Origin of the sequence: Ruminococcus sp. SR1/5 (assembly GCF_000209835.1) — a bacterium.
GTDB classification, from domain to species: domain Bacteria; phylum Bacillota; class Clostridia; order Lachnospirales; family Lachnospiraceae; genus Blautia_A; species Blautia_A fusiformis.
Genome location: NC_021014.1, coordinates 242,104 through 266,668 on the forward strand (window position 1 = coordinate 242,104; position 24,565 = coordinate 266,668).

Annotated in this window: 26 protein-coding genes and 1 pseudogene; 25 read left to right on the forward strand and 2 right to left on the reverse strand. The window is 44.0% G+C overall.

Going from position 1 to position 24,565, the window contains the following annotated elements:
* Positions 1-1,668 (forward strand): MobA/MobL family protein (locus CK1_RS01265; RefSeq protein ID WP_306288672.1); only part of this gene is annotated, 1,668 nt, incomplete at its 5' end.
* Positions 1,669-1,743: 75 nt separating this feature from the next.
* A complete protein-coding gene (locus CK1_RS01270; protein ID WP_502685082.1) occupies positions 1,744-2,355 on the forward strand; it encodes a DUF6040 family protein in 612 nt (203 codons plus the stop codon).
* Positions 2,356-2,633: 278 nt separating this feature from the next.
* Here the strand turns inward: CK1_RS01270 and CK1_RS01275 are convergent, their stop codons facing one another.
* A complete protein-coding gene (locus CK1_RS01275) occupies positions 2,634-3,602 on the reverse strand; it encodes an AraC family transcriptional regulator (RefSeq protein WP_015524535.1) in 969 nt (322 codons plus the stop codon).
* Between the two features lie 186 nt (positions 3,603-3,788).
* Here CK1_RS01275 and CK1_RS01280 point away from each other — a divergent pair, with 186 nt between their 5' ends.
* The 5 genes and pseudogenes from CK1_RS01280 (at position 3,789) to CK1_RS01300 (ending at position 10,059) form a co-directional block, all read left to right on the forward strand.
* On the forward strand, positions 3,789-4,400 hold the full coding sequence (locus CK1_RS01280) for an MptD family putative ECF transporter S component (RefSeq protein ID WP_009203546.1): 612 nt from the start codon (positions 3,789-3,791) through the stop codon (positions 4,398-4,400).
* Positions 4,397-5,122 (forward strand): energy-coupling factor transporter transmembrane component T, encoded by a 726-nt coding sequence (locus CK1_RS01285; protein WP_015524536.1) that lies wholly within the window; start codon positions 4,397-4,399, stop codon positions 5,120-5,122. The genes CK1_RS01280 and CK1_RS01285 overlap by 4 nt, the downstream gene beginning before the upstream one ends.
* Positions 5,119-6,590: pseudogene (locus CK1_RS01290) on the forward strand (ABC transporter ATP-binding protein). Before CK1_RS01285 ends, CK1_RS01290 begins: the two are co-directional and overlap by 4 nt.
* Positions 6,591-6,593: 3 nt before the next feature.
* On the forward strand, positions 6,594-8,357 hold the full coding sequence (locus CK1_RS01295) for an ABC transporter ATP-binding protein (protein WP_015524537.1): 1,764 nt from the start codon (positions 6,594-6,596) through the stop codon (positions 8,355-8,357).
* Positions 8,350-10,059: an ABC transporter ATP-binding protein gene (locus CK1_RS01300; RefSeq protein ID WP_015524538.1), complete on the forward strand. Its 1,710-nt coding sequence runs from the start codon at positions 8,350-8,352 to the stop codon at positions 10,057-10,059. The genes CK1_RS01295 and CK1_RS01300 overlap by 8 nt, the downstream gene beginning before the upstream one ends.
* Before the next feature lie 157 nt (positions 10,060-10,216).
* Here the strand turns inward: CK1_RS01300 and CK1_RS01305 are convergent, their stop codons facing one another.
* Positions 10,217-10,447, reverse strand: a complete 231-nt coding sequence (locus CK1_RS01305) for a DUF6061 family protein (protein WP_009203541.1) — start codon at positions 10,445-10,447, stop codon at positions 10,217-10,219.
* Positions 10,448-10,777: 330 nt separating this feature from the next.
* Between CK1_RS01305 and CK1_RS01310 the strand changes: the two genes are divergently transcribed.
* From CK1_RS01310 to CK1_RS01395, 18 genes are all read left to right on the forward strand, one after another.
* Positions 10,778-11,152 (forward strand): hypothetical protein, encoded by a 375-nt coding sequence (locus tag CK1_RS01310; protein WP_015524539.1) that lies wholly within the window; start codon positions 10,778-10,780, stop codon positions 11,150-11,152.
* A gap of 73 nt (positions 11,153-11,225) precedes the next feature.
* Positions 11,226-13,220, forward strand: coding sequence for a hypothetical protein (locus CK1_RS01315; protein ID WP_015524540.1), 1,995 nt, complete (start codon positions 11,226-11,228; stop codon positions 13,218-13,220).
* On the forward strand, positions 13,220-14,620 hold the full coding sequence (locus CK1_RS01320) for a hypothetical protein (RefSeq protein ID WP_015524541.1): 1,401 nt from the start codon (positions 13,220-13,222) through the stop codon (positions 14,618-14,620). Before CK1_RS01315 ends, CK1_RS01320 begins: the two co-directional genes overlap by 1 nt.
* 92 nt (positions 14,621-14,712) lie before the next feature.
* Complete coding sequence (locus CK1_RS01325) at positions 14,713-15,156, forward strand: phage holin family protein (RefSeq protein WP_015524542.1); 444 nt, start codon at positions 14,713-14,715, stop codon at positions 15,154-15,156.
* Positions 15,157-15,158: 2 nt separating this feature from the next.
* On the forward strand, positions 15,159-16,670 hold the full coding sequence (locus CK1_RS18730; protein WP_055054006.1) for a glucosaminidase domain-containing protein: 1,512 nt from the start codon (positions 15,159-15,161) through the stop codon (positions 16,668-16,670).
* 412 nt (positions 16,671-17,082) lie between these two features.
* The gene (locus tag CK1_RS01335) at positions 17,083-17,292 is read left to right on the forward strand and encodes an excisionase (RefSeq protein ID WP_009266091.1); all 210 of its coding nucleotides are present in this window, start codon (positions 17,083-17,085) and stop codon (positions 17,290-17,292) included.
* Between the two features lie 137 nt (positions 17,293-17,429).
* Complete coding sequence (locus CK1_RS01340) at positions 17,430-18,488, forward strand: site-specific integrase (protein WP_015524544.1); 1,059 nt, start codon at positions 17,430-17,432, stop codon at positions 18,486-18,488.
* Positions 18,489-18,746: 258 nt separating this feature from the next.
* Entirely contained in the window at positions 18,747-19,532 is a 786-nt protein-coding gene (locus CK1_RS01345; RefSeq protein WP_015529870.1) for a ParA family protein, read from the forward strand.
* On the forward strand, positions 19,522-20,427 hold the full coding sequence (locus tag CK1_RS01350; RefSeq protein ID WP_015524545.1) for a ParB/RepB/Spo0J family partition protein: 906 nt from the start codon (positions 19,522-19,524) through the stop codon (positions 20,425-20,427). Before CK1_RS01345 ends, CK1_RS01350 begins: the two co-directional genes overlap by 11 nt.
* Positions 20,424-20,558 (forward strand): hypothetical protein, encoded by a 135-nt coding sequence (locus CK1_RS01355; protein ID WP_015524546.1) that lies wholly within the window; start codon positions 20,424-20,426, stop codon positions 20,556-20,558. The genes CK1_RS01350 and CK1_RS01355 overlap by 4 nt, the downstream gene beginning before the upstream one ends.
* Positions 20,559-20,562: 4 nt before the next feature.
* Positions 20,563-20,730 carry a hypothetical protein gene (locus CK1_RS01360; RefSeq protein WP_015524547.1) on the forward strand — a complete coding sequence of 56 codons (168 nt, stop codon included), beginning with the start codon at positions 20,563-20,565 and terminating at the stop codon, positions 20,728-20,730.
* Complete coding sequence (locus CK1_RS01365; protein WP_306288673.1) at positions 20,720-21,043, forward strand: DUF6050 family protein; 324 nt, start codon at positions 20,720-20,722, stop codon at positions 21,041-21,043. The genes CK1_RS01360 and CK1_RS01365 overlap by 11 nt, the downstream gene beginning before the upstream one ends.
* 114 nt (positions 21,044-21,157) lie before the next feature.
* Positions 21,158-21,556, forward strand: coding sequence for a hypothetical protein (locus CK1_RS01370; RefSeq protein WP_015524548.1), 399 nt, complete (start codon positions 21,158-21,160; stop codon positions 21,554-21,556).
* 13 nt (positions 21,557-21,569) lie between these two features.
* The gene (locus CK1_RS01375; protein ID WP_015524549.1) at positions 21,570-21,968 is read left to right on the forward strand and encodes a single-stranded DNA-binding protein; all 399 of its coding nucleotides are present in this window, start codon (positions 21,570-21,572) and stop codon (positions 21,966-21,968) included.
* 13 nt (positions 21,969-21,981) lie between these two features.
* A complete protein-coding gene (locus CK1_RS01380) occupies positions 21,982-22,374 on the forward strand; it encodes a hypothetical protein (protein WP_012744317.1) in 393 nt (130 codons plus the stop codon).
* The gene (locus CK1_RS01385) at positions 22,367-23,248 is read left to right on the forward strand and encodes a replication initiator protein A (protein ID WP_015524550.1); all 882 of its coding nucleotides are present in this window, start codon (positions 22,367-22,369) and stop codon (positions 23,246-23,248) included. The genes CK1_RS01380 and CK1_RS01385 overlap by 8 nt, the downstream gene beginning before the upstream one ends.
* A 10-nt stretch (positions 23,249-23,258) precedes the next feature.
* Positions 23,259-24,077: a replication initiator protein A gene (locus CK1_RS01390; protein WP_015524551.1), complete on the forward strand. Its 819-nt coding sequence runs from the start codon at positions 23,259-23,261 to the stop codon at positions 24,075-24,077.
* Positions 24,077-24,565: ATP-binding protein (locus tag CK1_RS01395; RefSeq protein WP_306288674.1), on the forward strand; the 489-nt coding region annotated here is incomplete at its 3' end. The genes CK1_RS01390 and CK1_RS01395, both read left to right, overlap by 1 nt.

Below are 24,565 nucleotides of genomic sequence, written 5' to 3' on the forward strand. Positions count from 1 at the left end.
GTCATATCCGCATCGGCATATCTTAATGGAGATGTGATGAAGAATGAGGAAACAGGCAGAATCAGTTACTATACTTCCAAAAAGGAAGTCGTCTACACCAGTCTGATGATGTGCGAAAATGCACCTCCTGAATGGCTGCATGTACCGGAAGAAAATATAAAAAGGTTTCAACAGTCTATCCGTTATAAAAGAGCGGATGATAAAGATGCCGCACTGGAAAAGTTTAAAATCACATTTCAGAAACAGCGTCTATGGAATGAGGTCTTAAAGATAGAAAAAAATGCAGATGCACAGCTTGGACGCTCATTTGAATTTTCCCTGCCGAAAGAATGGAGCAGACAGGAACAGATTGATTATACAACCGAATATATTCAAAAGACTTTCGTGGATAAGGGAATGTGTGTCGACTGGAGCATACACGATAAGAACGATGGAAATCCACATGTGCATTTACTTGTAACCATGCGACCATTCAATCCAGGCCACTCATGGGGCAACAAGGAAGTCAAGGACTGGGATTTTGTCAGAGATACTGACGGAAATATCGTGGTTGATGAATCCCACCCGGACTGGTGGCAGGATAAGAAAAATCCTGATCGGCATGGAATCCGCATTCCGGTACTTGATGAAAACGGAGTACAGAAAGTCGGGGCAAGAAACCGAAAACAATGGAAACGGGTTCTGACCGATGCTACCGGCTGGAATAATCCAAAGAATTGTGAGTTATGGCGAAGCGAATGGGCTGGGATGTGTAACCGGCATTTATCCATAGACAATCAGATTGACCACCGCTCTTATGAAAGACAGGGCAAATTAAAAATCCCTACGATTCATGAGGGTGCGGATGCAAGAAAGATTGAGGAAAAATATCTCACCGGACAGATATGGAATGGTTCATGGAAGGTAGAGGAAAACCAGATGATTAAAAAACAAAATGCACTACTGCAAAAGGTAATCACAACCTTTGGTAAGGTATCCGGTGCATTGTCAATATGGAAGGAGTGGTTGAATGACATTAGAAGAAAGCAAAGAAGTAATTCCCATGATGGAAGCAATGATTACACAGATAGAGGAACAGCAGAATATCATGGCAGAGATGCTTCAGGAGATACAGGAAAAGGACGAGAAGCTGATGTGCTTTCAGGAGCAGGAAGAACGATTGCAGCAATTAGAGAAAGAATTGTCAGAGCTGCTACAAATCTTACCGGATACAGAAGAACTGTTGATGCTTCTGGAAGAAAAGACAGACCAGATACAGAAACTCACAGACGAAAATCAGCAATGGCAGGAATTGGCACAGAAATTGAACAGCGAGAACCGGCTATTGCAGAAACAGAACAGCGAATTACTGAACTTGAACAGCAATTAGAGAAAGGAAGGTTGATTGATGAACGAATTAAGAAACTCAAAGAACGACGATCAACTGGAAGAACTGCTAATGCTGACGGAGCAGATGCAGGAAGAACTCGACCAGAAAGACCGGACTATCAGGAAACTGAAAGTGCAGCTCGACGAATCGCTGACCTTGAACGAGAGGTTAAACAGCGAGAACAGAGCAGGGAACATTCAAGCCTTAAAGAACGACTTGAGGAAAACAAAAGAATTATTGCAGAGCGAGAAAAAGAAAACGCACACCGCCCAAGCCATGATAGAGGAATGTCGAGATAAGCAGAGACAGGCAGAACAGGAACGGGATTATGCACTCTCCCATCAGAAAAAGTAGAGATACCGGTTGAAAAGCCGGTGCTCTATCAAAAGTGCGGGAATTGTAAACAGACAGCTTATCTGAAAGCTAAGGAAAGGTATGATACACAGAGAGAAAAACTGGCAGGCAGATATAAAGCAAAAACAGCTATATATGAAGCATTGATGTTTCTGCTGATATGGTATTCCGTATCAACTACTCTTTTTCAGATGATACGGTCAAAAATATTTATTTCTGATTGCGTGGTATTCTTTGATACAATCGCCACTTTTATACAGAACATTGCAGGATTGACTATACTGGCAGGGAAGAATGTGGCACAGGTTAGCAATGGAATATCCAATCCTGTCGTTGTCGGAATTATATACTGGATGATAAGAATACTGATTTCCGGTGGATGTCTGGTGGGTGTGGGAATACTTTTGGCATTCATCGAAATAAAGATTGCAGGGCTATATAAGAAATACTGTTGGGATATGATTACCATACTGGTAACACTTATAAGCCTGGAAATAGCAATCTACTTTGGAGATTGGATAAAGACAGTCTTGCCGATCAATATGCTATTTCTCTTATTATTGGTGCAACTGGTATATGTTGGAATTAGGTGGTATGTAAAAGGATGGCAAGAAGCCAGAGGATATTATTAAAAAACTATTAGAAACTATTCATATTTACTTTCGTGCTAGGACAGATTATTCTAAAAATTCAGTGATGAGCATGCACATGAAATCTTACTTCGTTTAGGTACGAAAAAGGGCAATGGAAACTTTGTGTTCAGATGAGCTCTCACTATCTTGGTAACAACCGCAAGCAGCAGTGGAATATTGACGATGCATTCCGTATATATTCCACAACACATGGCTAAGCCCGACTAGAATGTGGGTGAAAAATTTTACAAGCGCCAGAGTTCCCTCTGGCGCTCATTTTACTTTCGCTGTGCGTTTTTTCTGTACTCTAATGGCAACAATCCCGTGCTTTTTCGGAATAATTCTGCAAATCGGCTTGAAGTGGAATAGCCTACTGTTTGGGCAACTTGCCCGACTGTCAGCTCTGTATATGCCAGCAGATATTCTGCTTGGCTCATGCGCCGCTGTTGAACATATTCCGTGATGGTGCAGTCGTAGTATTTCTTAAAACAGCTTTTGAGCTTTGTTGTTCCCATGCAGGCAATCTGTGTTAGCCGTTCCAGAGGAATATCAAAAGCATAGTGATCGCTAAGATAAGCGGCAACTATTTGGAGATTTTCAATATCCTGTTGAGAGAGCTTATGGGCTGGTTTATCAGGATGTTTCTTCTGATATTCCACCACCATTGAAACAGCTTCTGCAACTTTACCCTCATAAAAAAGTCTTGCTGCAATCCCTTCCCCGCGATAGTCTTTGATTTCTGTGAGTAACCGTGACATTTCTGGAAAGTCGGATGTTTGGTCGATCTTCCGAAATGCATCCACAGGATTGATCTGTGCCTCCGGGTACAGTTTTTTCAGGTAGTCCTCATAATATGCCGGTGCAATCTCAATCCCAACCGAACGGATTGGAATATTTTTATGTATCAAAGCCTTGTATGGAGTGTAGCCTCCAATAAATGTTTTGATACAACCGGCAGACAGTCTACGGTATGGAGATAATTCCTCCCCGGAAATAGAGTCATACCGAGTGATACTCAAACATTCCGGCATGGAGCATTCCAACATGAAATCTTCGTGGAAGGAAAAGTTATGGATTTTAATATCATATAAGTCTTTCTGTCCATAAGCCCAGTAGGTGCCTTCTCCAACTTCGGGAGAAAGTTTCCAGCAGTCACCTAATGCCCCATATTGCTGGTTGTCTGGGTCACGGATAAAACCGTGTTCAATTAGTAGCGGTGTATAAAACTGGTCAATAATTTCAGACATGAAAACAGACCGCCTCCTTTTTGCAACGATTAGACGAACTTTTGAAAGGAACAGACGAACATTGCCGGAACCTATTGAATGTTGTTCGATAAATGCGTATTGTATTAGACGAAGATTAGAGGTATCTAACCGAAGAATATCACAAACCACTTGTCGAGTCAAGACAATGAAAGGTAGGAGGTCAAAATGAGTAATCAAGTAAATTCTATGAACAAAGGTCTGACAGTGAAAGACCTTGTAACAACAGGTATTTTTACTGCACTGTTATTTGTTTTTGTATTGGTGGGCGGTGTCTTTTTTGCAACGAATCCTGTACTTACTTTTTTCATGCCAGCAGGAGGTGGGCTGCTTGCTGGCCCCATTTATCTTTTGCTGATTGCAAAAGTACATAAGCGTTGGAGCCTTTCTATAATGGGCGTTATCATGGGTATTATTTGGTTCGTGACTGGTATGCACTGGGCTTTTGCATTGGGCTACATGATCATGGCGATTGTCGCGGACTTTGTTGCTGGTGCAGGGCAGTACAAAAGCAAAAAACTCAACAGCCTGTCTTATATCCTGTTCTCTCTCGGTGGCACTGGTTCATATATCGTGTTCTTTGTTGACCCAAACGGCTGGGCGCAGACCATGCTGGGGAACGGAACTGAACAGAGTTACATCGACACCATGCAGGCAACTGCAAATACCGGCATCCTGATTGCCATGTTTGCTGCTGTTATCATTACATCTGCAATCAGCGCTTTTGTAGGCTGCAAAATGCTGAAAAAGCAGTTTGAAAAAGCAGGTATTACAGCATGAGCGGTAAACGCCATAAGAAAGAGCTTTGGCTCGACCCACGGGCCAAGCTCTTTCTTATTCTTATGTGTGTTTTATCGTCCATGTTTGCGCCCTCACTTGCATATCAATTTATCCTTGTTATGCTGATTGCGATATTGGGGGCTTTCTTTGGAAAGTGGAAATATGTCATTAAGGCTGTATGCTTTTATGCGGTCATCTGTGCCCTGACAGTTTGGATCATGGCAGAAATGACAGGCACGCTGCGGACAATGTTTATTGCCTTTTTAGGCTTGTTTCATAAGGTCTATGCGTGCGGAACCTTGGCTGGGATTGTTCTGACTACTACAAAAGTCAATGAGTTCCTGTCTGCTATGAACCGTGTCCGCGCACCCAAAAAGTTAGTAATTCCTATGGCAGTTATGCTGCGGTACATTCCAACTATTCAAGAGGACTGGCGCTATATCACAGACGCTATGCGAATGAGAGATGTTTCACCATCTCTGGCGGGCTTTTTAACACATCCGGGCATGACGGTTGAGTGTATTTATGTGCCTTTATTGATGGCAGCTTCAAAAGCGGCGGATGATCTTTCTGTTGCTTCTGTCACTCGTGGAATTGAAAATCCCAATCCACGCACCTGTCTTGTCCAGATAAAATGCGGAATTTCCGATTGGGGCGTCATGGCCGTTGCCGTAGCTTATCTGATTTTTGAATTATGTGTGCGAGGAGGTGTGATCGGTTGATTGAGTTTGAAAATGTATCGTTTTCCTATACGGGGCAGGAACATGGTGGGCTGCGCGACATCAATTTGAAAATTTCGGACGGAGAATTCGTCCTGTTCTGTGGCCGCAGCGGGTGCGGAAAAACAACGATTACAAGGCTGGTGAATGGACTGATCCCTCAGTTTTATCAGGGGGAGCTTCATGGCCGTGTGCTGGTAGATGGTCAGGAAATCAGCAATATCCCCATGTATCAGATTGCCGCTAAGGTTGGCTCCGTTTTCCAAAATCCACGGACGCAGTTTTTCAATGTTGATACAGACAGTGAGATTGCCTTTGGAATTGAAAATGAAGCTCGCCCTCCTGAGAAATTGGCTGAGCGAGTAGAGCAGACAACTGAAGATTTGCATATTCAAAAGCTGCGAAACAGAAATATTTTTGAGTTGTCCGGCGGAGAAAAGCAGAAAATCGCCTTTGCTTCTGTTTATGCCATGAACCCACAGATTTATCTATTGGATGAACCATCCTCTAATCTGGATATGACTTCGATCCAGGAACTAAAGGAACATTTGCGGCTGATAAAAAACAGGGAAAAACAGTTTTGATAGCGGAACATCGTCTGTACTACCTGATGGAGTTGGCTGACCGAATTGTTTATCTGGAAAAAGGAGAAATCAAAGGAATATACACCCCGGAAGAATTTTGGCAGCTATCTGAACCTGATCGTGAACACATGGGGCTGCGAGCTGTTGATCTACAGGCGGTATTCCCGCAAAAAGCCCACTTGCCTGCGCCTACCCCTGTATTGGAGCTGCGGAATGTGACGCTCCGTTACAAGAAGCAAACAATTTTGCATGACATTGAGCTATCCGCCGGAAAGGGCGAAGTGATTGGTGTTGTCGGCCACAACGGAGCTGGAAAGACTACATTTTCCCGCGCTCTCTGTGGGCTTCACAAAGACTGCGATGGACAATTTTTGTGGGAAAGCGAGCCGATTGAGCGTAAGGAAAGGCTGAAACGCTCTTACATGGTTATGCAGGATGTGAATTATGAACTTTTCGCTGACAGCGTGGAGGCAGAGTGCTCCTTTGGTATACGCAATCCAGATCAAACACTGGTAAATGCAACTTTGGAGGAATTAGGCCTTACCCAATATCGGGAGCGCCATCCAAACACGCTTTCTGGCGGTCAAAAGCAACGAGTAGCTGTAGCTGTTAGCATGATTTGTGGGAAAGATCTGCTGGTATTCGATGAACCGACCAGCGGCCTTGATTTTGACAGTATGACGCAGGTGGCGGGACTGATCCGCCGGTTGTCCAATATGGGAAAGGTTATTTTCATTGTCACCCACGATTTTGAATTTGTCTGCCGTACCTGCTCCCGTGTCCTGCATTTTGACGAGGGCGAAATGCCCGATGATGTACCAGTTACAATGGATGCCCTCCCGAAATTGAGAGAGCTGTTCTCTGTTTCAGATGGAAAGGAGAGGTGATCTATGAAACAGAAAAAAGAAAACAGAGTAGCTTTGCTGCTCCACTGGGCCGGTGAGCAAAAAATCTGGCTGTTCCTGGCAATTTTTCTATCGGCGGTCAGCGGTCTTTGCATTATCGTCCCTTACATTGGAATTTACCGGCTGATGGACGCCACCTTCAATCATACCTGCACGCAGGAACTTGTTGTACATACCGTGGTAATGATTGCAGTGGCGGTAACTTTGCGGTTTGCCCTGTTTGGCTGTTCCGGCGTAGCAGCCCACAAAGGGGCCTATGGCGCTCTTTTCAAAGTGCGCTGCATGGTTGCAGAACACATGGCCAGAGCGCCTTTAGGGGCCTTGAATGAACGGCGCACCGGGGACATAAAAACGGTTCTGAATGAAGATATTGAAAAGTTGGAGCTGTTTCTGGCCCATAACCTTCCTGACCTTGTGTGCTATCTGGTGGGGCCGGTAGTCATCTTTATTTATCTGATGACCGTCAATATTCCTCTGGCATTGATTTCCCTGGTTCCGCTGATCCTTGCTGTTGTTGTAATGGGGATGATGTTCCGCAATACGGATGACCTGATGGAACGGGCCAATCACTCCATTACCACACTGAACTCGGTTATGATTGAGTACATCAGCGGCATGAAATTGATTAAAGCCTATAACATGGGGAGCAAATCGTTTCAAAAGTTTTCAGACGCTATCCAGGAAGAAAATGCCATGTGGAATGAAACTTCCCGGCGCATGGGGCCACCTTATGCGGCCTTTGTTGTTATCATCGAATGTGGGATGTTGATAATGGTTCCAATCGGCGGAATGTTTTTCCTGAAAGGCTCACTGGCTGCCAGCGCATTTTTGCTGTTCGTCTATGTAGGTTCCATGTATCTGACGGAAATACGCCCCCTACAGGAACTGGGGACTAATTTTGCCAATGTGCTGAACGCTGTTACTAAGACCAAAGAGATACTGGATATTCCAATTTATGAGGGTGGAGCGGACTTTCCCCAAAATCACGATATTGAACTTCGGAATGTTCGGTTTTCCTATGATGGCAAGACCGATGTACTGCAAGGCGTTAATCTCAAAATTAAAGATGGTGAACGCATGGCCCTTGTGGGACAGTCTGGTGCCGGTAAAAGTACCGTGATTGAGCTGATCTCCCGGTTCTATGATGTGCAGGAGGGCGAAGTGCTGATTGGCGGGAAAAATGTAAAGGAACTCAATTATGATACTATCCTAAAAAATGTCGCCATTGTGTTCCAAAAGACCTTCCTGACCCGTGACAGCGTTTTAGAAAATATCCGCATGGGCAGTAACGCCACTCTGGAAAAAGTACGGACCGCCGCAAAAGAGGCGCAGATTGATGATTTCATCATGTCTTTGCCGGATGGATATGACACGAAGGTGGGCAGCTTTGGCTCTCGCTTCTCCGGCGGTGAAAAACAGCGGATTGCCATTGCCCGCGCTATCCTGAAGAATGCCCCCATTTTGATCTTAGACGAGGCCACAAGCGCCTCTGACCCGGAAAATCAGATGGAGATTGACAAAGCCATTCAAAATCTCTGTAAGGGAAAGACTGTCATTGTGGTAGCCCATCGTTTGAGCGCGTTGAAGATGTGCGAGCGTGTAGCAGTGGTTGAAAATCACACAATTACCTGTGTCGGAACCCATGAGGAAGTCCGAAAGAACAATGCTTACTATCGGAAGGCGTGGGAGGACTACGAAACAGCCCGGAATATTACTTATCAGTTGGAGGGAGGCGAGCAGCATGAGTGAGCATGATGTATTGAAAAAGAACCGTAATTTTTATATTGGCGTTGGCGGGACTGTTCTGGAAGGGCTTCTCTCCGGCAGCCTGTTTATGCTGCTTTACTCTGTCATGCAGTTTTTGTGGTCGGGACAATTTGACATGAACCGTGTCCTGGTTCTGACCTGTGTGATCGCGGTGGTTTTTCTTCTTCGTATCCTGATTTACAGCTATGGCTATACCAAAGCGCAGATCGGCGGTGCAGAGGTCAGCAAGAATACCCGCCTCTTTATGGGCGACCATTTGAAGCGTATCCCGCTTTCCCGGTTTACCCAGGGACAGACCGGCGATTATATCAATACCATCACAAGCGATGTAAACAACTATGAAAAAATCCTGACCCATAAGATCGGTGATATGGCAAAGAGTTTTGCACTTTCGCTCATGCTGATTATTTTTGTGATGACCATTTATGTGCCTGCCGGAATTATCCTGCTGATTGCCGACTTGCTTTTGATCCCTGGACTGTGGCTTTCCTTCCGTATGGTTCGGAAGTATGGTAAAGAAAAGAATGATATTTGTGCAGAGAATGTCAGCAGCATTGTGGAGTATGTGTCTGGTATTCAAACTTTCCGGGCCTATGGCGTAGGTGGTTTGAAGAATAAAACCGTTATCAACGCTATGCGGGAGTTCTGTCGGATCAGCTTTGTGTACGAATCAAAAGTGCTTCCTATTGGTGCGGTCTTTGGTATTTTGAGTTGGCTGTCCTGCCCGCTGGTTATCTTGCTGGCCTATGCACCCTGGGTCGCAGGGACACTGAACACGGTGGACTACCTTTTGATTTGTATGCTGCCCCTGTTCTGTGCAAAGCTGGCTAACTCGATTTTTGTAGACCTCACCAGTTATAAGAACCTGATGATCTCGAAAAACAAAATCTTGAGTGTAATGAATGAGCCGGAGGAAACTGGCAGCATGGAGCCGCTTCACACAGCTACCCATGAAATCACATTTGACAATGTAGATTTTGAGTATGTTCCCGGTGAACCTGTACTAAAACACGCCACCTTTACGGTGCCAGATCAAAAGCTCACGGCCATTGTCGGAGACTCTGGCTCTGGCAAATCTACTATTTTGAATCTGATTGCAAAATATTATGAAGCAACGGGCGGGACGATTTCTATTGGAGGTAAACCCATTAACCATGTTGCCGCAGAGCGTGTACTGGAACAAGTTTCTATGGTAGACCAGGACGTATTTCTTTTTGACGATACCATCCGGGATAATATCCGACACGCCCGCCCTAATGCTACGGACACGGAAATCGAGGATGCTTGCCGGGAGGCTAACTGTGACAGCTTCATCCGTAAGATGGAAAAGGGATATGATACGCCGACTGGTGAGAACGGAAATCTTCTCTCTGGCGGTGAGCGTCAGCGAATTTCAATAGCCCGCGCTATACTGAAAAATAGCCCCATCCTGCTCTTGGATGAAGCAACAGCATCTCTTGACATTGAAAATGAGCTTGCCGTAAAGCAGGCCATCGCTAATCTATTAAAAGAGAAAAAGACAGTGGTAATGATTGCTCATACCCTTTCCATTGTCAAAAACGCTGATCAAATTCTTGTAATGGGTGATGGCAGGATTGCTGAATCTGGAACCCACGAGGAATTGCTTGCGAAAGGCGGAAAATATGCTGCTATGTGGAACGCAGAGAAAAAAATATCGGCTTGATAGAAGCTAAAGAAGAATAATTGCATAGCGCATGAACCTGCCCCGACTATGGGGAAAGAAAAAACGCTGGCTGGGGCAGGTGATTTTGCGCGCCTATTTTAAGTTATTATCCTAACGGCGGTTTTGAGAAATCAGAGCCGCCGTTTCTTGCGTATACCTAAAAGGAATCTTCCGCATCTATCCACATTTGCATCGTTCCATCAAGATACAATCTTGCATACTCAAGTGGTTCATCAATGGCAAGTGCGTTTAATGCACAGTCAGATCCGGGAGTAGTTGTTAAATTCTTCTCCGCTTCCCAGCAGTCAATGCGGAGCATATAGCCAGCAGAAGTATAAACATCAATGCTGTTGCGTTGTGGATTGTATTCTGCAAATATCGTTCTCATCGTATCAAATCTCCTTATCGTTCAATCAATCATTTGTTGCAAAAATCAGAAGCATTTCAATCAGTTCACCATGTCACTTTTATTTTGTGTTATACTGTTTTATAAGATTTTCTTTCCCTTGTTTTTTCCCTTATCAGAGTTCGTAAACACTCATGGGACAATATAATACAAGGGAAACAATAAGGGAAAGCTCACCTGCGACAAACTTAGTGTTTTCAAGGGCTTGAGAGATATTTGATAATAAAATATAACAGTTATTAAATCCCTTTGAATATATGAAATCTCAATTCAAGTTTGCAGGGCAGGTGGCTATCATGGAGATGAAGAAGAATGGATGAGAAGAAAGCTTACTGGTTTGAACAGCCATATATGCCGCGGATGAAAAATATTGCAGTGGCTCCTGTTATTCTGGAAGACGGAAGGCTGTCCTTCTGTGTTCCGGGGGATGATGGTCCTCCGTGGTCAGGGGTGTGGAACCTGACGGGAAAGGCTGTTCTGGACGGGGATGATTATTTTGAGTTCCAGTGTGATGATGAAGTGATGCATATGCGGGGCGGAACATATAAGTTTTATGCATTGGATATTGATACATTCCGGCGGGAAACCTGCCAGTGGATATCACATGGGGAAGAAATCGCAGACTGCTGTAAGACAACAGAAGAACTGCATGAGTGGTATTTGAAACACTGGACTTATAACAGATAGGATGATTATATTTACGAAGGCATCGGTCACCTGGTTGGCTGGTGCTTTTTTCGTGGGAAATGGAGGTGGCGGGATGTATCCTGTGTCGGATGCTTTTCTGAGGGCAGTCAGGAGTAATACAAGGAAATATTTCTGGACGGGTACGATCGTTACCAGGGGCGGAATGACGTATGAGTTCGGGGCGAAGGAGATTGTGAAGGGTTCCGGGTATATTTCCAGGCAGTGCTGCGGAAGTACGGAGATTGAGCTGGGAACGGTGTATGCTGCGGAGATGGGGATCACGCTTCTGAGTGACATTGACAGGTATACGCTGGAGGATGCCCAGGTGACATTGGTGTTTCATCTGGTGCTGGCGGATGGTTCTGTGGAAGATGTGCCGATGGGAGTTTTTGAGGTCAGCGAGGCGAACCGTCTGGCGAAGTGCCTGGAACTGAAAGCCTATGATTTTATGCTGCGGTTTGATAAGAGTTTCAACGGGTTTGAGACTGTGGGGACTGCTTATGATTTTATTGCCCTGTGCTGTAAGAGATGCAAAGTGGAGTTTGCGAATAAGAGGGCGGAGATTGATGCCATGCCGAATGGCGGGGTGACGCTTTCTGTTTATACTGAAAATGATATTGAGACCTGCCGGGACGTGCTGTTTTATGTGGCACAGGTTCTGGGAGGTTTCTTTATTATCAACAGGGAGGGAAAACTGGAACTGAGAAAGTACGGGAAGGATCCTGTGATGAAGGTGGAGCAGAGACACCGGTTTTCTTCCAGTTTTTCGGATTTTATCACTAGGTACACGGCAGTGAGTTCTACCAATAAGCAGACGCAGATTGCAGAGTATTATGCTCTGGATCCGGATAACGGGCTGACAATGAATCTGGGAGTGAATCCGCTTCTGCAGTTTGGGTTAAAGGAGACCAGGGAGATGCTGTGCAGGAATATCCTGGCAGATCTGTCTGTGATCCGGTATGTGCCGTTTGATTCGGATACCATCGGGAACCCTGCACTGGATCCGGGGGATGTACTGACGTTTGCGGGAGGACAGGCGGATGAGGGACAGATCACCTGTATCACTTCCATCCGGCAGAAGATCGGGGGAAAGCAGAGCCTGAAATGTGTGGGGAAGAACCCAAGGCTGGCTCAGGCGAAGTCAAGGAATGACAAGAATATTTCGGGGCTGCTGAACCAGATTGAAGACAATGCGAAGACGGGGAAGATCGGGATCCACACGTTTACCAATGCTTCCGCGCATGAGATAGGGCAGACTAAGGTAAAGCTGATCAGTATTCAGTTTGCTTCTTCTGAGGAAAACCATATGCAGTTTTTTGCACAGGTTGTTGTGGATGTGGCTGCGGATCCGGCGGAGAGATCTGCGGAGGCTGCCGGGACTGTGGTGATTCCGTTTCCGGGCGGAAGCGGCGGAACTGGAAGTGGTACGGGTGGTTCTGATGGAACCGGGGAGACATCGGATGCAGGAAATTCTGAAAATGATGTGGCAGGGAATGAAGCTGGAAATACTTCCGGGAATGAGAATACAGGGAGTACGGATGATGTCTCTGGTGGATCAGATTCCGGATCCGGATCAGGGGGTGGTTCGGAGGTTTCTGTGGATGTGAGCCTGCCGGTGAAGTGGCAGGAAGACGGACAGGCGTTCTGTCATGTGGTCTTTGAATTTAATAATGAGGAGATTGTGGAGCATTGTCCGGTGGAGACCTGGCATTCCGGGAAACATATTTTGTCACTGTATTATCCCATTGAGAAGATCGTAGCCAATTATACGAATACGTTCAATGTGTATCTCTGGATGGAGAATGGCAGCGGGACGGTTGATGTGGGAGACTGCATTGCTTCTGTCAGCGGACAGGCTATGGCTGCAGGGGAAGCCTGGGACGGAAAGCTTGAGGTGGAAGATTATACCACGAGATTTGCCATTGGCGGAGGCCTGAATGTGAATGGCTTCCGGGATTCGCTGTCCATGCAGATGAAGGAGACGGTGAACAGAGGCTTTGAGGTGTATTTTGCTGAGAGAGCGGGAATCAGCGGTTTCTGCAGGCCTGTAGAAATGGAGGGTGTGTGATGAAGTTAAAAGGTGAAATGGTCATTGAACTGACCGATACGAATACGGGTGCGGTGGAAACCGTGCAGGAGACGAACATGATCACGGAGGCAGTGAATAATATTCTGGGGCTGAATCCCATGGGGATTTATCTGAAAGCCAGCGGCGAGTATGACAATTCTGTTCTGTGGAACGGGACGCTGCTTCCCATCTGCCCGAACATGATCGGAGGGATCCTGCTGTTTCCGGCAGTGCTGGAAGAAAAGGCGGATCATATTTACGAGCAGGGGAAGAACCTGCCGGTGGCTTATGCTTCCAATAATGTAAATTCCGGTTCTGATGTAGCGAGAGGAAGCCTGAACCAGACGGAGAGCAAGAAGCTGGACAATGGATATAAGTTTGTGTGGGAATTTACTCCCAGCCAGGGGAATGGAAATATTGCAGCGGTGGCACTGACCAGTGCCCTGGGCGGGCAGAATGCTTTTGGCAGTGCGGCAGGGGATGCCAGCACGTTCCTGCTTCTGAAAAAGGTGGATATCGGGGATGTCCCGAAGGCGAGGCAGATGACACTGTTTGAGGCAGTGGAGCTGGATTTTGAAAAGAACCTGCTGTATTCCATCACCTTTGGGAGTTCCAGTGTGACCATTACGAAGATCCGGATCCCGGTGTTTAACATCGGGCTGAATGAGAAGCTGGATGATACCACGTATACCGTACTGGAGGAACAGACATTGACAACGGAAAGTTTTACGTTCCTGGGGGATTATACGAAGTACGGGGAATTTATGGACGGACATGACGGATACTGGTATGGATTTTCCAATGAGCCGAATGCTTCCGGGGATGCGAAGATGGTGTGGATCCGGATCTCCAAAAAGGATTATTCCTTTACGGAAGGAAGCTGGACACTGTCCAAGGCGAAGCTTTCGGAAGTGGGTACAAGGGCAAAGGACGGTTCCTATCCGGAGCGGAATGTAAAATGCTGTGTGAGGAAGGGGTATCTGTATGTGCCTTCCTATGATAAAAAGGGGGTCTATAAGATCAATACTGCAAATTCAGCGGATGTGACGCTGATCCCGCTGGGCTTTACTTCCAAGCTGAAATCTTTAGGCGAGGCTGGTTCTTGTGAGGTGTACATGACGCTTCTCGGGGACATGATCGTGGCAGGAGATTTCCAGATCACGGCAGATGACAGGGTGATCAGGACACAGGGGAGCGCAAGGTTTGAAGCTATGGCAACGCCTTTGTTCCAGTATAAGAATTTTGTGTTTATGTGGGGCGGCAGTTACGGAAAGGAGCACAGGTGTGCGTACCTTCTGACGCCTTATCTGGCAAGTATTAATAATCTTTCATCAGCGGTGGTGAAGAATACGGACAAGACCATGAAGATCACCTATACGCTGACGGAGGAAACAATGTAGGTCTTTCTGCCGCAGGGCATGAAGATAGAAAACTTATTTACGGCAGTTCTCAGAAATGAGGACTGCTTTTTTCATGGGAGGAGGATTCTGGCATGAAGGAATTTTGGAACTTTATTCAGATGGTTTTTATGGCTGTAGGAGGATGGCTGGGCTGGTTTATGGGAGGCTGTGACGGGCTTCTGTATGCATTGATCGCTTTTGTGGTGATCGATTATCTGACCGGGGTGATGTGTGCTTTTGCAGACCATACGCTTTCCAGTGAGGTGGGATTCCGGGGGATCTGCAGGAAGGTGCTGATTTTTCTGCTGGTGGGAATGGCGAATATTCTGGATGTGGCTGTGATCGGGAACGGATCTGTGCTGAGGACAGCGGTGATCTTTTTCTATATTTCCAATGAGGGTGTGAGCCTTTTGGAGAATGCAGGGCATCTGGGGCTGCCGATCCCGCAGAAGATGAAGGATGTGCTGGAACAGCTGCATGACAAAAGTGAGGGAGTCTCCGATGATGCATCAGAGGATGAGGAAGAAGGTGAATGATTATGGGATACAGTAATAGTTCTTTGGTGGCGTATACGTTGCTCAGTCCGAACCATTCCGGACTGAGAACGGAGCAGATTGACAGAATATCGCCGCACTGTGTAGTAGGTCAGTGTACAGCAGAAGGTCTGGGGGACTGGTTTCATAAATCTTCTACCAAGGCTTCTTCGAATTATGGAATTGATAAGAATGGCCGGATCGGATTGTATGTGGAAGAGAAGAATCGCTCCTGGTGTACGTCCAGTAATGCGAATGATCAGAGGGCAGTGACGATTGAATGTGCTTCTGACAAGGAGGAACCGTATGCTATGCATCAGGTGGTTTATGACCGTCTGGTTGATCTGTGTGAGGATATCTGCAGAAGAAATGGAAAGAAAAAACTGCTTTGGTTTGGTGATAAAAATAAGTCTCTGAATTATCAGCCGAAGGCGGATGAAATGCTCATTACCGTGCACCGGTGGTTTGCGAATAAGAGCTGTCCTGGAGACTGGCTTTATGCGAGACTGGGAGATCTGGCTGCGAAGGTTACTTCAAGACTTGGCAGCGGAAATGTGGAAGTGATTTCATCAGGGATGCAGGCCGGGGAATTTCAGGGGCTGACAGAAGAACAGGTGCTTGCAAAGGTTGGCCCCCTGTTTACCGCAGATCAGAAAAAATCAGGGATTCTTGCTTCGGTGTCTATGGCTCAGTTTATTCTGGAGAGCGGTTATGGAAAGAGTGAGCTTGCGTTGGGAGCCAATAACTGTTTTGGAATGAAGAAGTCACTTTCCGGTAATACCTGGAGTGGTTCGGTCTGGGATGGTGTGAGCATTTATAAAAAGAAGACACAGGAGCAGAAGGCAGATGGAAGCTATGTGACAGTTACAGCGGAATTCAGAAAATATGCGAATGTAGAGGATTCCATTGCGGATCACAGTGCTTATCTGCTCGGCGCTAAGAATGGAGAGAAGCTCCGATATGACGGGCTGAAAGGATGCTCAGATTATAAGAAAGCAGTGCAGATCATTAAGGACGGTGGTTATGCTACCAGTCTTACTTATGTGGAAAAGCTCTGCAGTATCATCGAAAGATGGAATCTGACTAAGTGGGATGTGAAGAATTCTGGTGCTTCGGACGTTATGGTGAAGTATTATAGGGTAAGGAAGTCTTGGAAGGATGCTGGCTCTCAGCTTGGTGCTTATACTGTACTTGATAATGCTAAGGCAATGGCTGATAAACATGAAGGATATACTGTGTATGACTGGAATGGCAAGGCAGTGTATGGGGTTGATGTTGAAAGTGATTCTGATATAGAGTTTTCTAATGTGGATTGCCCATTCATGGTAAAGGTTGACATTGATGATCTGAATATCAGGAAGAGTGCTGGAACGAATACTGCGAAGACTGGAAAGTATACCGGGAAGGGTGTATTTACCATCATGGAAGTCAGAGAAGGAAAAGGCTCTGATAAAGGATGGGGAAGATTGAAAAGCGGAGCGGGATGGATTAGTTTGGACTATTGCCAGAGAGTGTAAGTGAATAGGGTTATGGTGGTGAGTCTGTGGGTGTTGGGAGAGATTCTGATGCTAGCAGGCTTTTTATATTGAATTGGACCGAAAATAATTCTATAATTATTTTGAGAAAATGACTGACAGACTGAAAGTAATTTGGTATTTTGTAATATTCCACTAAAGTGGAAGGAGGGCAACATAGTACACCACATATTATCTTAGGGTTCTACCCAGGAAGGAGGTAGTGCTATGAGAATGATTCTGGAATTGTTAGAACTAATATTTCTAAGAGAAAAATAAGTGATGCATGACCTGTGGGTAGAGATACCTGCAGGTCTTATTTTTTGTCTTTTTCGTCATTCACCGGAATTATCTCGGCAAAAGGCGCTTAGGAAGATAGAAGGGAAGAACCTTACTATCTTATGGAGGTGTCGATATGACCGAGAAGAGAGAACTGCCTTGGTGGCAGAAATACACATTAACACTGAATGAAGCATCGGAGTACTTCGGTATCGGATACAAGAAATTGAAACTCTTTGTTCAGGAACATTCAGATGCTGACTTTGTTCTCTGGAATGGCAACAGAGCGCTGATTAAGCGTGAGCAGTTTGAGAAGTATATGGACAGTCAGATGAATGTGATTTAGTTCAAAAAAGTTTTTAAATTTCTTGTGGAAAAAGAGCTTTGTCTGTGGTACACTATCAATACATAGTCGGATACATACTATGCGCTATATGAATTAAGCAGCAAGGCTCTCCCGATTTTGAAAGGAGACGATGTTCAATGAGCGAAAAACGACGCGATAGTAAAAATCGCATTCTTCGCACAGGAGAGAGCCAGGAAGCGGATGGACGATACAAGTTCCGATATATAGATGGCAATGGAAAGCGTAAGACGGTTTACAGCTGGAGATTGGTAGCTACGGATAGTATCCCAGCCGGAAAAAGAGATAATGCACCTTTACGAGAACAGGAGAAAGCAATCAACAGAGACTTGAATGATATGATTACTCCTGATGGCGCAGGCTTGACAGTTCTTGACTTGGTGAAGAAATACATTGCAACCAAGACAGGCGTTAAGCATACAACCAGAGCTGGTTATGGTACTGTAATCAATTTGCTGGATAAGGATCCCTTTGGCGCAAGACGAATTGATAAAATTAGATTGTCGGATGCAAAGGAGTGGTTGATTAGATTGCAGCAGGTGGATAAGAAAAGCTATTCAGCGATTCACTCCATCAGAGGGGTGGTTAGACCGGCATTTCAGATGGCAGTGGATGATGATATATTAAGAAAGAACCCATTTGAATTTCAACTGGCAACTGTGGTGGTAAATGATGCGGTCACTCGTGAGGCCATTACAAGAAAACAGGAAAGAACTTTCCTTGATTTCATCAAAAATGATACGCACTATAGCAAGTATTATGACGGTATGTACATTCTGTTTAAGACAGGGATGCGTATTTCGGAATTTACAGGGCTGACGGTTAAGGATTTGGATATGGAGAGCAGAACCATCAATATTGATCACCAGCTGCAGAAGACCGGAACATTGGTCTATATTGATACAACAAAGACCTATGCCGGTACAAGAGTGATTCCGATGCAGGATGATGTATACGAATGTTTTCAGCGTATATTGAAAAATCGCAGACCACCGAAGGTAGAACCTATGATTGATGGTTATTCTGGTTTCCTATGCTTTGATAAGGACGGTAAACCTATGGTGGCAATGCATTGGGAGAAATACTTCCAGCATGCGGTTGACAAATACAACAGCATTTATCGTGTACAGCTTCCTAAAATTACACCTCATGGTCGAGTTATAATAAGGACAAGTTAGAAAACTCCAGTAAATACAAGGGGTTGCACTAATTTAGTCCTTATTTTTAACTCCCTGAAAAAGGGAAAAATAAGACAGCGCTGTCATTCCAGAATATGAATTATTACAGATCCAGACTGGAAATGGATTTGTGTAAGACAAGAGTAAAAACAACAGAATTATTGTAATTATAGGACTGAATTAGCTCGCACGGAATATAGATTCCGGTTGTCTAATTCAGTCCTCTTTTTGATTGACGACGATGAAAGGTGATGAAAAATGGCTAGAATTATTTCTATTGTAAACCAAAAAGGGGGAACTGGAAAGTCCGCATGTACAGCTAATTTAGCAGTAGGATTAGCACAAAAGAATATGAAAGTGTTAATCGTTGATGCCGATCCACAGTCTGATGTATCTGCAGGATTTGGATATCGTGATTGTGATGAAAGTAATGAAACACTTACAGCTCTTATGGATACAGTAATGAAAGATGAAGATATTCCTTCAGACTGTTATATCAGGCATCAGGCAGAAGGAATAGACATTATCTGTTCTAACATTGGACTGGCAGGTACGGAAGTACAGTTGGTAAATGCAATGAGCAGGGAATATGTATTGAAACAGATTTTATATGGTATCAAGGATCAATATGATGCAATTATCATTGATTGTATGCCATCATTGGGAATGATCACGATCAATGCGCTGGCTGCATCAGATGAAGTACTCATTCCAGTTGAAGCGTCCTACCTGCCAATCAAAGGCTTGCAGCAGTTGTTAAAAACGATCGGTAAGGTTCGTAAGCAGATTAATCCGAAGTTGCAAGTCGGTGGGATTCTGTTCACGATGGTCGATGCGCATACAAATGATGCCAGAAATAATATGGAACTTCTCAGAAATGTATATGGAAGTCAAATTCATATCTTTGATAATTATATTCCATTTTCTGTAAGAATGAAGGAAGCAGTCAGAGAAGGACAGAGTATTTTCTCTTATGATCCGAAAGGCAAAGCTACAGAAGCTTATCGGAGAGTGACGGAGGAGGTGCTGAAAGATGCCATCTAAAAAAAGAGAAACTCCCATTTCCTTACAGCCGCTTGATGCATTGTTTGGAACAAACGAAGAGACAACCAATGGAATTAGTGAGATAGCAATAGGAAGTCTTCATCCATTTACGAATCACCCGTATCAAGTAAGAGATGATAAGAAAATGGAAGAATTAGCAGAAAGTATTACACAATATGGCGTGTTGGTTCCTGGTATTGTGCGTTTGAGAGAATCCGGTGGTTATGAGCTGGTAGCTGGTCATCGGCGAAAACGAGCATGTGAACTTTCTGGACTAGAGAAAATGCCGGTTATCATCAAAGATCTTACGGATGATGAAGCGACGGTAATTATGGTAGATTCCAACATTCAACGAGAAGAGCTGCTGATCAGCGAAAAAGCATTTGCTTATAAAATGAAATATGAGGCGTTAAAGCGTCAGGGGAAACGCTCTGATTTAACTTCTTGCCAAGTTGGCAAGAAGTTGGCGGCAGAAGAAGTCAGTCAGAATACAGGAGATAGTTCCAGACAGATTCTTCGATATATTCATTTGACAGAGTTAATAGCAGAGCTATTAGATTTGGCAGACGAGAAGAAGCTTCCCTTTAACACAGCTGTTGAACTTTCTTATTTGAGAACTGAAGAGCAGCAGATATTATTTCAGTATATGAGTAATCACAGTATGGTCCCGTCCATGAAGCAGGCAAAGGAATTGAAACAGATTTCAAAAGAGCGGATGTTGACGTATTCAGAGATTGATCAGATTTGCATGAATGAAAGTACTGAAAAAGTTCAGGTGCAGATTCCGGCGAAGAAATTGAAACAATATTTTCCAGAGACATATACAAAGACTCAGATGGAAGAAATTATATTTATGCTTCTGGCATCGTGGGCAGAAAGAGAGGGTAAAGAATGAGCAATGAAGATATGGCAAGTAGAATACAAGTTTATCTGAAAAAGATAGAAAAGATACGTGTTAAACGGATAAAAAGAGAGAAGTTTAAACATTTGTTGAAAACATTAGGATTATCAGCAGGAAGGAAGTGAAAGTATGGCTTTAAAAATTGTACGAAGATATGATGCGAACGGAAGGGAGCTTAAGGAGAAAGATCTGGAAACCTTTCGATTGGATTCTCCTGTGGTTAGAGAAATATTGGCAAACCTTAATCGGGAGGTGGCGGAAGGAATCAGACAGAGGGAGAAAAAAGGTGACGATTGAAGACGTAATTAAAAAATCAATTCTACCACTGGCATTTATGGTATTCTGGTTTTGGATGACAAAAACAATTATGAAAGTCAGCGGACAGACGGATTGGTTCTGGTGGATATTTGTTGCTGGATTACCATTTGGAATACATAAAATGCGGCTGATTCTAATCCCTAGAGGAATGGATACCACAGCAACACTTGGAATGGCTGCATTAAGTGTCATCATTGGAGCTTTGATTGGATGTACCATGATTCCAGTGTATGTAATCCGTGCGGTATACGTTATTTTACGATATATCATCGGAAAACAATTGAATATTTGATAAGAGGCAGGCTTGCGAAAATAAAATCGTAAGCTTGCCTCTTTTTTGTACCAAAAATCAGGCAATTCAGGGGAAAGCCCTTTTGCAAATATATATACTTGGAGGATTTTTAAGATGAGAGAGCGAATTGAAAGTAAGCATGTAACAAAAGAAATCAAAAGTCAGATGCCAGTGATTCCGGTGGAAATTGTTAAAGAAAGAAGCTGTACGTTCTGCCCGTATTATCTGGGCAATTATGAGAAACAGCCACGCTGTATGATGAAAACCTGTGCCTGGGATGATGAAAATGAACGTTTCCATCCAGTTCTTCGTGGACTGATTCCATTTTACAAAGAGAAGATGGAAAAAGCAGAAGAGAAGTTCCTGGCAATGAAAAAGATTTACACAATGCTGTTAGGAATGTTTGCCGATGAAATGAAGCAGGAAGAGTTGGAAAAAGATGAATGTTACGGATGTGCCTATGGAAAATGTGGACCATGTATCGGTATCTGTTACAAATCAATGAAAGCATAGGAGGGTTAAGCCAATGAATACAACAGTTATTTCCGGGCGATTGGTAAGAAATCCCGGATACAATGAAGTGGAGAATGAAAAAGGACTTCATAAGATTGCTAAGTTTGTTCTGGCAGTCAGAAGAAATTATTCTGATGAAGTCAGTTTCATTCCGGTAAAGGCTTTTGCAAAGAAAGCAGAATTTGCCAGAGATTATCTGATGCAGGGAACGAAGGTCATGGTGGAAGGCGAGATTGTCACAGGTAATTATGAAGATAAGGATACCGGGAAAAAGATCTATACAACTGAAGTGTATGCAAATCGGATCGAATTTGCAGGTGCAAAAATAGTTGACAGACCACCGTTTCCAGAAGATGCGGAAGGGTTCTTAGAGATCCCAGAGGGCATGGAAGAGGAAATGCCGTTTAGATAGAGGAGGATAAAAGATGGTTTCAGTAGATCAGGCGTATATGGTAGGGCATATGAAAAATGCCGATGGAAGTATCAATAACAAAAATGTAGTGCTGTCAGCAGCATGTGAAGCAGCGGAACTGTTCCAGTGCATGATGTCAGTAAATCAGAAACTGGAGGACTGGCAGAGATTTAACCACACCTTGGAGATGCATCTTAGAAGTGTGGAATGTGAGAAAATCCATGATATCTGTCAGGCGGTATATGGAATGAAACATCCGTCCGATGAACTGGAAGGATTGTATCTGGCAAGAGAGGATGAACAGATATGCCTGCTGTACTATCAGGTATTTGTAGGGATGCTGGAAATCAATATTAATTCAGCCGAAGTGCTGTACAAACAGAAGGAGGAAATAATCAATGAGTAAGGTGGAGTATATGCCGGTAGATTGTCTGCAGGTGCCAAAGATGCTGTTCCAGGTGGAAAAATTCAAAAATCTGTCAAATACAGCAAAAATTTTATACAGCTTATTTCTGGATCGTTTGAAATTTGCGGTGCAGAATGGCTGGGTAGATCATAACGGAGATCTGTTTGTTATCTATCCAAAAAGCGAAATGAAGAAAGACCTGAATACGACTCGATATGGCGTAGATCAGGCAGTACAGGAACTTGTTAAGATTGGAAAGCTGGTGCGTATTGTTCAAAACAATGGAAAGGCGAACCACTTTTATATCAATGATATTTATGAAAATGAGATGGAGGAAGAATCAATGATGACATTAGACAGAATTATGGCAAATATGCCGATGGAAGAAAGAGAAATTATCATGGACAAGATGGTGGTAGCATCCAGAGATATTCTGGAAACAATTGCGGATATGGGATATCTGGATGAATATGAGACACCACTGACTCCTATGGAAGAGCGGGGCTATTACGATGAAGAAGGTAATCTTGATATTGATGCCATAGAAGCCGATGGCTATGAGTTTGGTATGGATCTGGCATTTGGCGTGTTATCTGTTTTTGATGGAAAGCCTGAACGTGTACTGGAAATTCAGAAATATGTAAATGAACAGTATGAGTGCTGCTCTAATAAGAAGTTTATGAAAGTTCTGGAAACGATCGCACGAATGAATGGAAACGAGGAGGTTTATATCGAGGATATGTATGCCTGCAATAAAGAAGCAAGAAATTATTATCTGAGCGAGTTAATGATGTGCTTCAACTTTGTGTTTAATGAGATGTGTCATGGAACAGGTAGTGCAGCAGGGTGTGATTTTAATAATAAGGAAGAATAGGAAATAAGCTATGGCAGATTTTGAATATTTCAGAGCAGAAGAATCTGACCAGTTTTCTTTCTTTCGGATACCAAAAGCTCTGTTCACAGAAAAAGAGTTTGCAAGCCTGTCCACAGACGCAAAGCTTCTTTACGGAATTCTGCTTGATCGAATCAGTCTATCCAAGAAAAATGGCTGGATTGACAGTGATGGTTATGTCTATATCATTTACACGATTGCAGAATTGCAGGAGCTGTTGCGAATGTCGCATACAACAGTAACAAAGCTTCTTTATGAGCTTGACAGTGTGCATGGAATTGGATTGATCGAACGGTATCGGCAGGGGAATAATCGTCCTTCTGTCATATATGTGAAAAATTTTGTGAAACGGATCAGAGGAAAGCCAGTAAGATACTTTGCTTCTGGAACGCCAGAAACTGGAAATCCAGACTGCAAGGAATTGGAAATCCGGATTGCAAGAAATTGGAAGTCCGGAACGCAAAAAAATAGAAGTCCGGACGGCAAGAATCTGGATGGAAGTAATACTAAGATAAATAAGACTGAAAAGAATCATACTGATAAGAGTAAGGGCAATACTCCCACTTTGGAAGAAAAATTCAGTCAGTATGGTAGATTTAAAAATGTTGTTCTGTCGGAAGCTGAACTGCAGGAGCTGATGACGCTATTTCCATGGGATTACCAGAAACGGATTGATCATCTTTCTGTTTATATGAAATCCAGTGGAAAAGAGTATCAGAACCATTTTGCAACAATCTGTCTTTGGGCAGAACGAGATGGAGCCAGGGCAGGAATGGATAAATATGAATTTCAGGAAGGAGAAAGCCTGTGATGGAAAACAAAGTAACAGCAGATTATCTGGATGAAGAGGGATGTCTTCATTGTGGTATCTGTGGAAAAAGAAAACAGATGAAAGTTAGTCTGATGGGATTTGAGCATGTAGTGTCCTGTTTGTGTGAATGCGAGGTAAAAGCCAGGCAGGAACTTGACGAGAAGATGCAGCGGGAAGAAGCACAGCGGCAGCTTTATCAGAGAAAATCCGTCGGACTTCAGGAAAGAAGATTCTGGGAATGGAAATTTGAAAAAGACAATGGAAGCAACCAGAAGATACTAATCGCCAGGCAGTATGTAGAAAACTGGACAGATATGAAGAGAAAAAATGTAGGACTGCTTCTGATGGGACCAGTTGGAACCGGGAAAAGTTTCTTTGCAGGCTGTATTGCAAATGCACTTTTGGAACAGGGAGAACGTGTCATGATGACGAATTTTTCCAGAATCTTAAACGAAATGACCAGCTATCAGGCAGATAAGAACCAGATT